General features: G+C 60.9%; 10 protein-coding genes and 1 other RNA gene. 6 read left to right on the top strand and 5 right to left on the bottom strand.

Going from position 1 to position 11,603, the window contains the following annotated elements; translation table 11 throughout:
- Window positions 1-445: 445 nt before the first annotated feature.
- Window positions 446-1,378 (top strand): TIGR01212 family radical SAM protein, encoded by a 933-nt coding sequence (locus ACJ8HB_RS22625; protein WP_047570430.1) that lies wholly within the window; start codon window positions 446-448, stop codon window positions 1,376-1,378.
- On the opposite strand, the gene ACJ8HB_RS22620 is transcribed toward ACJ8HB_RS22625, so the two are convergent.
- Entirely contained in the window at window positions 1,373-2,080 is a 708-nt protein-coding gene (locus ACJ8HB_RS22620) for an acid phosphatase (protein WP_047570431.1), read from the bottom strand. The genes ACJ8HB_RS22625 and ACJ8HB_RS22620 overlap by 6 nt on opposite strands.
- Window positions 2,081-2,490: 410 nt before the next feature.
- Between ACJ8HB_RS22620 and arcB the strand changes: the two genes are divergently transcribed.
- From arcB to mtgA, 3 genes are all read left to right on the top strand, one after another.
- Window positions 2,491-4,830 (top strand): aerobic respiration two-component sensor histidine kinase ArcB, encoded by a 2,340-nt coding sequence (arcB, locus tag ACJ8HB_RS22615; RefSeq protein WP_094860182.1) that lies wholly within the window; start codon window positions 2,491-2,493, stop codon window positions 4,828-4,830.
- 237 nt (window positions 4,831-5,067) lie between these two features.
- Window positions 5,068-5,721 carry an isoprenoid biosynthesis glyoxalase ElbB gene (gene elbB / locus ACJ8HB_RS22610; RefSeq protein ID WP_047570433.1) on the top strand — a complete coding sequence of 218 codons (654 nt, stop codon included), beginning with the start codon at window positions 5,068-5,070 and terminating at the stop codon, window positions 5,719-5,721.
- Window positions 5,718-6,449 (top strand): monofunctional biosynthetic peptidoglycan transglycosylase, encoded by a 732-nt coding sequence (gene mtgA / locus ACJ8HB_RS22605; protein WP_047570434.1) that lies wholly within the window; start codon window positions 5,718-5,720, stop codon window positions 6,447-6,449. Before elbB ends, mtgA begins: the two co-directional genes overlap by 4 nt.
- Window positions 6,450-6,488: 39 nt before the next feature.
- Here mtgA and dolP read toward each other — a convergent pair whose 3' ends face one another.
- The 4 genes from dolP to ACJ8HB_RS22585 are packed head-to-tail and all read right to left on the bottom strand — an operon-like array spanning window position 6,489 to window position 10,102.
- Window positions 6,489-7,064, bottom strand: a complete 576-nt coding sequence (dolP, locus tag ACJ8HB_RS22600; RefSeq protein WP_033636114.1) for a division/outer membrane stress-associated lipid-binding lipoprotein — start codon at window positions 7,062-7,064, stop codon at window positions 6,489-6,491.
- A gap of 9 nt (window positions 7,065-7,073) precedes the next feature.
- A complete protein-coding gene (gene diaA / locus ACJ8HB_RS22595) occupies window positions 7,074-7,664 on the bottom strand; it encodes a DnaA initiator-associating protein DiaA (RefSeq protein ID WP_004937103.1) in 591 nt (196 codons plus the stop codon).
- A 51-nt stretch (window positions 7,665-7,715) separates the two neighbouring features.
- Window positions 7,716-8,069 (bottom strand): YraN family protein, encoded by a 354-nt coding sequence (locus ACJ8HB_RS22590; protein ID WP_086556960.1) that lies wholly within the window; start codon window positions 8,067-8,069, stop codon window positions 7,716-7,718.
- Window positions 8,066-10,102: a penicillin-binding protein activator gene (locus ACJ8HB_RS22585; protein ID WP_047570436.1), complete on the bottom strand. Its 2,037-nt coding sequence runs from the start codon at window positions 10,100-10,102 to the stop codon at window positions 8,066-8,068. The genes ACJ8HB_RS22590 and ACJ8HB_RS22585 overlap by 4 nt, the downstream gene beginning before the upstream one ends.
- A 62-nt stretch (window positions 10,103-10,164) precedes the next feature.
- On the opposite strand from ACJ8HB_RS22585, the gene rsmI reads away from it, so the two are divergent.
- Both rsmI and rnpB read left to right on the top strand, forming a co-directional pair.
- Window positions 10,165-11,028 (top strand): 16S rRNA (cytidine(1402)-2'-O)-methyltransferase, encoded by an 864-nt coding sequence (rsmI, locus tag ACJ8HB_RS22580; protein WP_004937108.1) that lies wholly within the window; start codon window positions 10,165-10,167, stop codon window positions 11,026-11,028.
- Window positions 11,029-11,069: 41 nt separating this feature from the next.
- An RNA gene (gene rnpB, locus ACJ8HB_RS22575) (RNase P RNA component class A) lies at window positions 11,070-11,447 on the top strand.
- Window positions 11,448-11,603: the final 156 nt, after the last annotated feature.

Genomic DNA, 11,603 nt, shown 5'->3' with positions numbered 1-11,603 from the left:
GAGAAAGAATTCGCAGGTCAAATGTGGGCTTAAGATAGATTCTTATCGAATTTATGGTATTTATTTATTTGAAAAATAAGGTGTTTAATGCATTTTTGCACTATCGTGGGGCAACGCCGATCCCCGCAGAAGTGTGAGCTGTCTCACTATAGTGCAACCCCTTAATCTCTGCACCATGCTAGTGCGGGGGTTAATGGCAGAGTTTTATTCTATAAGATATTGCTTAGTTGATGTTTATGACTATTTTTCACCGTGTTGTCATATTGCCGTTAACGGTTGCGTGACGATTAGAATAATTCATCAGAATTATAGTGAATTGATTTGCGTTTATGATGAATAGTTATGCCTGGTGGCGCCTTGCGGGGAAAGCGTTGATCTCTGTCATCGCGGGAAAAGCCGTTTCTTATTAGCATCGCGGCTTTGAACACAGAGAATCACCAAGATTATGCAGTTGCCGCAATTAGTCAATATGTTTGGCGCAGATCTCCAGCGCCGCCATGGCGAAAAGATCCATAAACTCACGCTGCACGGCGGATTCAGCTGCCCTAACCGCGACGGCACGTTGGGGCGCGGCGGCTGTACGTTCTGCAACGTCGCTTCGTTCGCCGATGAGGCGATGCAGCGGCAGAGTATCGCCGAACAGCTGGCGCAACAGGCCGCGCGGGTCGACCGGGCGCGGCGCTATCTGGCCTATTTTCAGGCCTATACCAGCACCTATGCGGAGGTCGAACTGCTGGCGTCGATGTATCGGCAGGCGTTGGCGCAGAGCGACATGGTCGGCCTGTGCGTCGGCACCCGGCCGGACTGCGTGCCGCCCGCCGCATTGGATCTGCTGACGGGGTATCGCGAAGAGGGTTATGAAGTGTGGCTGGAACTGGGGCTGCAGACGGCGCACGATAAAACGCTCAAACGCATCAACCGCGGCCATGATTTCCGCTGCTATCAGCAGACCGCGCAAAGGGCTCGGCAGCGCGGGCTGAAGGTGTGCTGCCATCTGATCGTCGGGCTGCCGGGAGAAACCCAGCGCGATCATCTGCTCACGCTGCAGCGGGTGGTGGAGAGCGGCGTGGATGGCATCAAGCTGCATCCGCTGCACGTTGTTACCGGCAGCACCCTGGCCCGCGCGTGGCGCGCCGGGCGCTTGCCCGAACTGGCGCTGGAAGATTACGCCGTCAGCGCCGGGGAGATGATCCGCCACACGCCGGGCGAGGTGGTGTATCACCGCCTGTCCGCCAGCGCCCGTCGGCCTACGCTACTGGCGCCGCTGTGGTGCGAAAACCGCTGGCGCGGCATGCAGGCGGTGGGCGCTTATCTGCAGCAATACGGCGGGCAGGGCAGCGCGCTGGATGCCGCCCTGCATTATTCACCGACGTTATAACTGCAGGTTGGCGCGCACCTCCACGCGGGCGCGCTGCAGATCGGCCTGCAGCTGCGGATTCGCCAGCAGTCGTGCGGCGAGCGCCGTCGCCGCCAACTTGCCGCCTTCCAGATCGCTCGGGTAGTGAACGCCGGCAATCACCCGGCTTTGCGCATTGCTTGCCGCCCGCTCAAACAGCGCGCTGCGTTTTTCCGGCACCATCTGCGCCAACAGGAGTGCCGTCAGGTAGCTGTCCATCGCGTGTCCGCTAGGGTAGGAATCGCCTTCCGGCGGCGGCAGCAGCGGTTTCACGCGGCTGTCGGCCTCATAGGGGCGCAGGCGGCCATAGAAGGCCTTGGCGGGCATCAGGCTTTGTTCAAAGTCCTGATAGACCCGGCGGAACAGGGAGGCGGTGAGCGGATGGCGTTCGACGGTAAAGGTCGGGCCGAAGATCTCGCGGGCGAAGGGGAAGGCGGCGTCTTCCAGGTGGTCGTCCCGCTTGGCTTTGGCGATTTGTTCCGCCGTGCGGTTAGCCTGAATGGCCAGAACCGCCTGCAGATCCGCCCGATTCTGCGGCGTATCCGTTGAAGGCGGCGGCGGCAACAGCGTGGCGATTTGCCGTTGCTCTGCATTCAGGTAGCCGGTCACGGCAGTGGCGGCCTTCAGGGGCAAAATAACGGTCAAAGACAGGACGAACAGGGTAATGCGATAGATGGTTAACATGGTCAATCCTCACGTCAGGGAAATGAGGAAGCCTGCCGGGCTGGCCACAACGCTGCTGCCGGTGAAAGTAAACCGCGGGATAACATCCTTTCCCTTACTTCAAGCCTCAGGGCTTCGCTATCCGTGTCTGCTAAAGCATGCGTCATGCACGGTGCATCATTAATATATTAACAGAAAGGCCTTCTCAAGCGGCTGAGGTGTGGGGTGCGTCACATAAAAAGTCTTTTAGTTACAAGTGATTAATCCCTAAGTATGAGCGGATTGATCAACGTGCTTTTCCACGGTGTCGACGGCAATGAACCGCCCGATGCACGCCAGAGCCGCTATTTTCCGTTAGCAGGACTTGACTCTCAGACACGGCGGAAAAATTTACGGTATGATTCAAAAGATTGTGTCTGATGGGAGCCGCTATGAAGCAAATCCGGGTGTTGGCCCAGTACTACGTTGATTTAATGGTGAAACTGGGGTTGGTGCGCTTCTCGCTGCTGCTGGCCTCGGCGCTGGTGGTGCTGGCGATGGTGGTGCAGATGGCGGTGACCATGCTGCTGCGCGGCGAAGTGGAAAGCATCGACGTGGTGCGTTCAATCTTCTTCGGCCTGTTGATCACCCCGTGGGCGGTCTACTTCCTCTCGGTGGTGGTGGAGCAGCTGGAGGAGTCGCGCCAACGGCTGGCGCGGCTGGTGGACAAGCTGGAAGAGATGCGCCACCGCGATCTGGAGCTCAATCAGCAGCTCAAAGACAATATCAGTCAGCTGAATCAGGAGATCGCCGATCGCATCAAGGCGGAAGAAGAGCGCCTGCAGGTGATGGAGAAGCTGACGGAAGAGATGGAACAGCGCGAGCTGGCGCAGGTTGAGCTGGGCCAGCAGTCGGCGCTGCTGCGTTCCTTCCTCGACGCCTCGCCGGACCTGGTCTACTACCGCAACGAAGACAAAGAGTTCTCCGGCTGCAACCGCGCGATGGAGCTGCTGACCGGCAAGAGCGAGAAGCAGCTGATCGGCCTGACGCCGTTCGACGTCTACGGCCAGGAGATCGCCGAAAAGGTCATTGAGACCGACGAGAAGGTGTTCCGCCACAATGTCTCGCTGACCTACGAACAATGGCTGGTGTATCCCGACGGCCGCAAGGCCTGTTTCGAACTGCGCAAGGTGCCGTTTTACGACCGGGTGGGCAAACGCCACGGGCTGATGGGCTTCGGCCGCGATATTACCGAGCGTAAGCGCTACCAGGACGCGCTGGAGAACGCCAGCCGGGAGAAGACCACCTTTATCTCCACCATCAGCCACGAGCTGCGTACGCCGCTTAACGGCATCGTCGGCCTGAGCCGCATCCTGCTCGATACCGAGCTGAACGACGAGCAGCTGAAATACCTGAAGACCATTCACGTCAGCGCCATCACCCTCGGCAATATCTTCAACGACATTATCGAAATGGACAAGCTCGAGCGGCGCAAGGTGCAGCTCGACAACCAGCCGGTGGACTTCACCGGTTTCCTGGCGGATCTGGAGAATCTCTCCGGCCTGCTGGCGCAGCCGAAAGGGCTGCAGTTCATCATGGAGCCGCAAACGCCGCTGCCGCAGCAGATCGTGACCGACGGTACGCGCCTGCGGCAGATTTTGTGGAACCTGATCGGCAACGCGGTGAAATTCACCCAGCAGGGGCAAATCGTGGTGCGCGTGCGGCGCGAGGCGCAGGAGAAGCTGGTGTTCGAGGTGGAAGACTCGGGCATGGGCATCCCGCAGGACGAGCAGGACAAGATCTTCGCCATGTATTACCAAGTGAAAGATCAGCGCGGCGGCCGCCCGGCCACCGGCACCGGCATCGGGCTGGCGGTCTCCAAGCGGCTGGCGCAGAGCATGGGCGGCGACATCACCGTGCGCAGCGAACAGGGGCACGGTTCTTGCTTCACTCTGACCATCCAGGCGCCGGCGGTGCAGGAAGCCGTCAGCGCGGCGCCGGAGGAAGAGGAGCTGCCGTTGCCGGCGCTGCACATCCTGCTGGTGGAGGATATCGAACTGAACGTGATCGTGGCGCGCTCGGTGCTGGAGAAGCTGGGCAACAGCGTCGAGGTGGCGATGAACGGCCACGATGCGCTGGTGATGTTCGATCCGGACGAGTTCGATCTGGTGCTGCTGGACATTCAACTGCCGGACATGACCGGGCTGGACATCGCCCGGGCGCTGCGTGAGCGCTACGCCGGGCAGGCGCTGCCGCCGCTGGTGGCCCTGACCGCCAACGTGCTGAAAGACAAAAAAGAGTACCTCGAGGCGGGCATGGACGATGTGCTGAGCAAGCCGCTGTCGGTGCCGGCATTGACCCAGGTCATCAAACACTATTGGGATCATCAACCTTCTCACACTTCAAAGAAAACGGAGCACAAGGCGATGCAGATTAATGAGTCGTTACTCGATACCGCGATGCTGGAGCAGTACATGGATTTGGTTGGCCCACAGCTGATCCACCAAAGCCTGGAGATGTTCGAACAGATGATGCCGGGCTATCTGGCGGTGCTGGACTCCAACATGACGGCGCGCGATCAAAAAGGCATCACCGAGGAAGGGCACAAGATCAAGGGCGCCGCCGGTTCGGTCGGTCTGCGCCATCTGCAGCAGCTGGCGCAGCAGATTCAAACGCCGACGCTGCCGGCCTGGTGGGATAACGTGCAGGACTGGGTGGATGAGTTGAAGCAAGAGTGGCGCAACGACGTGCAGGTACTGCGGGCTTGGGTAGAGAACGCTGAAAAAAAATGACCCCGACCTAAGCCGGGGTGCGCGAATATTGCGCCAACACCAGGGAAATTGTGAACCTGCGTATTGGTTTCAGTGTTCTGGTCGAGCAGGTTGTAGCGAATTCCTAAACATCATACAGCCAACAACATAGCAAATGTAAGCGCTCTTGTTAGAAGATTCATTAAAATGTGTGATGTAGATTAGTGTTTGTCAACTCCGAGCACGAACCAGTTGACAGCAGCGACAGGAGTAAGAGTGATGAAAAAGGTGGGTGTAGTCCTCAGCGGCAGCGGCGTTTATGACGGTACGGAGATCCATGAAGCGGTGCTGACGCTGCTGGCGTTGGATCGTGCCGGCGCGCAGGCGGTGTGCTTTGCGCCTGATAAACCACAACGCCATGTTATTAATCACTTATCGGGCGATGAGATGGCGGAGACGCGCAATGTCCTGATTGAGTCGGCGCGCATTGCCCGCGGCGCGGTGCAGCCGCTGGCGCTGGCGGAGGCCGCGCAGTTGGATGCGCTGATCGTGCCCGGCGGCTTTGGCGCCGCCAAGAACCTCAGCAATTTCGCCGAAGCCGGCGCGGAATGTTGGGTCGATGAAGATTTGGCGCGCCTGACGCGCGAGATGCATAAGGCCAACAAACCAATTGGCCTGATGTGCATCGCGCCGGCGCTGTTGCCGAAACTGCTGGATCAACAAGCGCGGCTGACCATTGGCAACGATCCGGACCTGGGAGAAGTGATTGACGCCATGGGCGGCGAACCGGTGATTTGCCCGGTGGACGACATCGTGGTGGACAGCGATCACAAGATCGTGACCACGCCGGCCTATATGCTGGCGCCGTCGATCGCGCAGGCGGCCCTCGGCATCGATAAGCTGGTGGCGCGGGTGCTGGAACTGGCCGAATGAGAAAATCGCTCGGCGGATGGCGGCGGCTGCGCCCGTGGTATTGGCTGAAGCGCGGCGTCATCGCGATCCTCGGTCTGTGGGCGTTGGGCATTGTGCTCTTCGCCTTCCTGCCGGTGCCGTTTTCCGCCGTGATGGCGGAGCGGCAAGTCAGCGCCTGGCTGAACGGCGACTTCGGCTACGTCGCCCATTCGGACTGGGTGTCGATGGACGACATCTCGCCGCAAATGGCGCTGGCGGTGATGGCGGCGGAGGATCAGAAGTTTCCAGACCATTGGGGCTTCGACGTGGCGGCCATTGAAAAGGCGCTCAGCCACAACGAGAAGCGCCCGACGCGTATCCGCGGCGCGTCCACGCTGTCGCAGCAAACCGCCAAGAACCTGTTTCTGTGGGATGGCCGCAGCTGGCTGCGCAAAGGGCTGGAGGCCGGATTGACGTCGGGCATCGAGCTGGTGTGGACCAAACGGCGCATTCTGACGGTGTATCTGAACATCGTCGAGTTCGGTGACGGAGTATTCGGCGTGGAGGAGGCTTCACAGCGCTTTTTCCATAAGCCGGCTAAACGGCTGAGCGCGGCCGAGGCGGCGCTGCTGGCGGCGGTATTGCCGAATCCGCATCGTTTCAGGGCCGATGCGCCGTCCGGCTATGTGGTGCAGCGTCAACAGTGGATCATGCGCCAGATGCGGCAGCTGGGCGGGGAAGCGTTTTTACGCGAGAACTCGCTGGATTAAACGGGCGGGAACGGCAGGGCGCCGTTCCCGCCAAGCGGATTACTTCACATAGGTAAAGGCGGTGGTGACGTGCTTCACGCCGCTGACCTGGCTGGCGATCTGCGCCGCCGACTGCCCTTCCTGCTGCGTGACCAGGCCCAGCAAGAACACTTCGCCGTTTTCGGTAGTGACCTTCACGTTGGACGATTTCACCGTATCGCTGGTCAACAGCTGCGAACGCACCTTGGTGGTGATCCAGGTGTCGGAGGACGCGGTGCTCAGGCTGACCGGCGTGCCCTGACGGATTTCGTTATACACTTCGCTCGTGCCTTCCACGCCCATGGCGATCTGCTTGGCGCGCGCGGTGAGATCGGCGTTAGGCGACTGGCCGGTCAACAGCACCTTGCCCTGATAGGCGGTGGCGACCACCCGGGCATCTTTCTTCAACTGCTGGTCTTTGCTCAGGGCGTTTTCGACCCTGGCTTCCAGCGTGCCGTCATCCACCTGGGTCCCGACGCTGCGCGGGTCGGTGGCGGTTTTGGTGGCGACGGCCGCACTGCCGACGACGACGCCGGCGATACAGCCTTGCAACAGCAGGGCGCTGGACAGCACTGCAAATGTGGCTTTTAGCTTCATCTCAGTTCCTTAATCGTCCTGGTGGGGGAATAACGTGTTGTCTATCAGGTCGCACAGGCAGTTTACGGTCAGCATATGCATTTCCTGAATGCGTGAGCTGCGGTGCGACGGGATGCGGATCTCGACGTCCTGCTGGCCGAGCAGCCCGGCCAGCTCGCCGCCGTCGTAGCCGGTGAGCGCGACGATGGTCATATCGCGCGTGACGGCCGCCTCGACCGCTTTCACAATATCACGGCTGTTGCCGCGGGTGGAAATCGCCAGCAGCACGTCGCCGGTGTGCCCGAGCGCGCGCACCTGCTTGGCGTACACTTCGTCGTGCAGCCGATCGTTGCTGATTGCCGTCAGCACCACGTTGTCGGCGTTGAGGGCGATGGCCGGCAGGCTGGGGCGCTCGGTTTCAAAACGGTTGATCATGCTGGCGGCGAAGTGCTGCGCGTTGGCCGCCGAGGTGCCGTTGCCGCAGCACAGGATTTTATTGCCGTTGAGTAAGGATTGAACCAGCGTCATCGCAGCGCGGGAAATGGCGTCCGGCAATGCTTCCGCCGCCGCGATCTGGGTTTGGATGCTTTCGGTAAAACAGACTTTAATTCTATCCAGCACGTTGTATTAATCCACTAAGTCAAAGGGCCGGTCTGCGCCGCAAAACCCCGATTAATCCGCATTGAAGGCGTTGGGTATCCATTCTAACTGGCTACCGGTAATGGCCAAAACATCAAAACGGCAAGATGATGTGTCAAAACTGGCTCCGCGCCCCGCTAGCCAAACGGCGGCGGCGTGCAGCAACCGCCGTTGTTTGCGAAAGGTGACGCTGGCGGCCGCGCCGCCGAAGGCGTCGTTGCGGCGGTAGCGCACTTCGACGAATACCCAGGTAGCGCCGTCGCGCATGATGAGGTCGAGCTCACCACCGCGCACCGCGACGTTGGCGGCGCAGAAGGTGAGCCCGGCGTGTTCCAGGTGACGGCGGGCCAGTAACTCATAGCCCGCCCCTGAGGCGCGTGGGTTCAAGAGACCGGAACGACCGTGCCCTGACGGTATTGCAGCCAAGGCAGCTTACGGTTGATCACGCAGTTCGGCGACGCGCTCAGCATACCGGTGGTGCCGGAAACCTGGAAGCCCGGCAGCTGGCGCATTTCAGCAAAGTGGTTGGCCAATGTCCAGGCATCCATCCCCATCGCATACAGGCGCACCAGCGAGTAGTCGTTGCGGAAGCGCGCGCTGGCCTGCTGCAACAGCTGAGGGTTTGAACCGGCCAGCAGCGGGATATCGCTGAACTGCAGGCCTTCCATTTCCAGACGGAAGTCCGGGCCGGCGCCGGCCTGGTAGCTGCGCGAGCTGGCGTACATCGCCGGCTTGCCGCGCGAGCTGGTGGCCATGTCGATCATCGGTTTGATCAGCGTCAACTGAGACTGCGTGGCGACGATATACACCGCGTCGACGCCGCCGGTTGCGGCGGGCACGTCGCTCGGCGGCGCCGGAATGGTCAGCCCGGCGATGGTCACGCTCTGCGGCGCCGGGGCGCTCGACATCGGCGTGCCGGTCATGCGGATGCCGCCGCTGTTCACCATCTGGCGCAGCTCGCCGGCGGAGCCGATGTCCTGACGCAGCACGGTTTGCCCGCCTTGCTTCTGCCATTCCTGGTTAAAGGCCTTGGCGACGCGATCGCCGAAGGCGCCGCGCGGCACCAGCAGCAGCGGTTGACGCTTCTGCTGTTCCCAGATGTGGCGAGCGGCGTCGCGCGCTTCATCTTCCGGCGACAGGGCGAAGTAACAGATGTTCAGGTTGTCCTTCGGCGTTTCCGGCTGGTTGAGCGCCAGCACGTTCAGCGTGGTGGTGCTGGCGGACAACTGATCGACGTTCTCTTTCAGCAGCGGCCCGACCACCAGGGTGGCGCCATCCTGCTGCGCCTGGCTCAGCAAGGCGGCCAGCGGCTGGCTGGTGGTGTCGTACACTTTGACTTGCGCGTTGGCGGCCTGCAGCGGCGTTATCGGCGCGCTGGACGGCGCAGCGGGTTGCGCGGCGGTCACGGCAGGCTGGCTCTCTTGCGCCGAAGGGCTGACCGCGCCGTTGGCGTTGATGTCGCCCGTGGCGGCCTGATCGGCCGGCGCCGTTTGGGCCGGCGCGTTGGCCGGTTGCGCGGCTTGAGGCTGCGGCGCCGGCATGGAACCGCCGTTTTTCGCCGCTTCGAAGCCTTGCTGGATGGCGTCGGCAAACACTTTCGCCTGGCCGTTCAACGGCAGCAGCAGGGCGATTTTCGAGGTGGAGGCCTGGGTGAAGTTCAGCACCTGGTTCAGGCGAGCCGGCAGCGTTTTGGCCGCCGGGTTCTTCGGATAACGGTTCTGCCAGTCTTTGATGCCGGCCTTCAGCAGATCGGGATCCTGCTTGTTGTCCTGATAGACGCGCAGCAGATCCAGCCAGCCTTGCAGCACGTTCTCGTCGGCGTTGATCACCAGGCTGTTCATCTCCTGCGGCGTCAGCTGCAGCAGCGCCTGCCAGGTCTGATCCAGGTTGTCCTGGTGCGGTTTGCCGGTCAGCAACGGCTCCTGAGCGATATAGGCGCGGATCAAGGGCAGCGACGCTTTGCCCTGATTGGCGGCGATTTGCGCCTGGTAGTAGCGCACCTTCTGATTCGGCGACAGCGAACCGCTGTCCAGGTGGCCCAGCGTGCTGCGGGCGCTGACGTAGCTTTTGTTGGCGATCTGCAGTTCGGCAGTCAGCAACTGGCGTTCAGTCTGCTGCGCGCCGCTGAGATTTTTCGGCAGTTGACTCAACTGGTCGCCGGCCTGCGGCAGTTTTCCTTCACGCAGCAAGGCGCGAATAGCAAGTAATTGCCAGTCAGCCTTGTTATCATCGCTGCTTTGCTGCAACTGCTGCAGGTAGTAATCGGAGCTGGCGCTCGCTTCGTCCTGTATATTGGCGGGCGGCGTTTGCGGGGCCCGACTTGGACAGCCTGCCAGGAAAAGGGCGGCCGCGATGACTGCGGTAAGTCGGACAGGCTTGGAACGCCCTGCTTTGGTACGAACGAATGTTGAGGAAAGCATACTGTATCCAGTGATGTTTTTTTCAAGATGCTCAATATTAAATCGGCAACCCGGATGAAACAATGAATCAACACCAACAATCAGTCATTTCTGCATCAACGCTGTATGTGGTGCCCACCCCCATCGGCAATCTGGGCGATATCACCCACCGTGCGTTAGAGGTACTGAAAAGCGTTGATCTGATCGCGGCGGAAGACACGCGCCATACCGGATTGCTGCTGCAACACTTCGCGATCAACGCGCGTCTTTTCGCGCTGCACGATCACAACGAACAGCAAAAGGCCGATCAATTGTTGGCGAAACTGCAGGAAGGCCAGAGCATCGCGCTGGTGTCCGACGCCGGCACGCCGCTGATCAACGATCCCGGTTATCACCTGGTGCGCCGCTGCCGCGAGGCCGGCATTCGCGTGGTGCCGCTGCCGGGTGCCTGCGCCGCCACTACCGCGCTGTGCGCCGCGGGCGTCGCTTCCGACCGCTTCTGCTATGAAGGCTTCCTGCCGGCGAAAACCAAGGGGCGCAAGGATACGCTGATGGCGCTGGCGGAGGAACCGCGCACGCTGATTTTCTACGAATCCACTCACCGCCTGCTGGAAAGCCTGCAGGACATGGTCACCGTCTGGGGCCCGCAGCGCTATGTGGTGCTGGCGCGCGAGCTGACCAAAACCTGGGAATCTATCCACGGCGCACCGGTGGGCGAACTGCTGGCGTGGGTGCAGGAAGATGAAGTGCGCCGCCGCGGCGAGATGGTGCTGATCGTCGAAGGCCACAAGGCGCAGGAGGATGCGCTGCCGCTTGAGGCGCTGCGCACGCTGGCGCTGCTGCAAAAAGAGCTGCCGCTGAAAAAGGCGGCAGCGCTGGCGGCCGAAATCCACGGCGTGAAGAAAAATGCGCTGTATAAGCACGCGCTGGAGCAACAACAGCCGTAAAGCGGTTGACCTGCCGCTGCCGCGACGCTACTATCCGCGCCGGAGTTGACCAGACAGTCGCCGCTTCATTGCCGTCCTCTTCGGGGAGACAGATGGAGGGGAGGAAAGTCCGGGCTCCATAGGGCAGGGTGCCAGGTAACGCCTGGGAGGCGCAAGCCTACGACTAGTGCAACAGAGAGCAAACCGCCGATGGCCCGCGCAAGCGGGATCAGGTAAGGGTGAAAGGGTGCGGTAAGAGCGCACCGCGCGGCTGGCAACAGTTCGTGGCACGGTAAACTCCACCCGGAGCAAGGCCAAATAGGGGTTCACATGGTACGGCCCGTACTGAACCCGGGTAGGCTGCTTGAGCCAGTGAGCGATTGCTGGCCTAGAGGAATGACTGTCCACGACAGAACCCGGCTTACCGGTCAACTCCCTCGACAAAAGAAAACCCCGCGCAACGCCAGTTGCGCGGGGTTTTTCGTTGTAAGCCTTAAACCACCTCCTAAGGAGGTGGTGATTGAACCTGTGAGGCTCTAGCCTGAAGGAAACCCATGCCGGAATATTCCAGCTTACTCACCACAAGTAAGAAGGAA

Source organism: Serratia sp. CY27727, from assembly GCF_052169275.1.
In the GTDB taxonomy this organism is placed as follows: domain Bacteria; phylum Pseudomonadota; class Gammaproteobacteria; order Enterobacterales; family Enterobacteriaceae; genus Serratia; species Serratia sarumanii.
Note: the sequence above shows the minus strand (reverse complement) of the source record. Positions and strands in the feature narration are given on the sequence as shown.

What these genes read in the sequence shown, in the direction of transcription:
- ACJ8HB_RS22620 (WP_047570431.1), bottom strand. Translation starts at nt 2,080, where the DNA reads ATGTTAACCATCTATCGCATTACCCTGTTCGTCCTGTCTTTGACCGTT.
- rsmI (WP_004937108.1), top strand. Translation starts at nt 10,165, where the DNA reads ATGAATCAACACCAACAATCAGTCATTTCTGCATCAACGCTGTATGTG.
- ACJ8HB_RS22625 (WP_047570430.1), top strand. Translation starts at nt 446, where the DNA reads ATGCAGTTGCCGCAATTAGTCAATATGTTTGGCGCAGATCTCCAGCGC.
- elbB (WP_047570433.1), top strand. Translation starts at nt 5,068, where the DNA reads ATGAAAAAGGTGGGTGTAGTCCTCAGCGGCAGCGGCGTTTATGACGGT.
- mtgA (WP_047570434.1), top strand. Translation starts at nt 5,718, where the DNA reads ATGAGAAAATCGCTCGGCGGATGGCGGCGGCTGCGCCCGTGGTATTGG.
- arcB (WP_094860182.1), top strand. Translation starts at nt 2,491, where the DNA reads ATGAAGCAAATCCGGGTGTTGGCCCAGTACTACGTTGATTTAATGGTG.
- dolP (WP_033636114.1), bottom strand. Translation starts at nt 7,064, where the DNA reads ATGAAGCTAAAAGCCACATTTGCAGTGCTGTCCAGCGCCCTGCTGTTG.
- ACJ8HB_RS22585 (WP_047570436.1), bottom strand. Translation starts at nt 10,102, where the DNA reads ATGCTTTCCTCAACATTCGTTCGTACCAAAGCAGGGCGTTCCAAGCCT.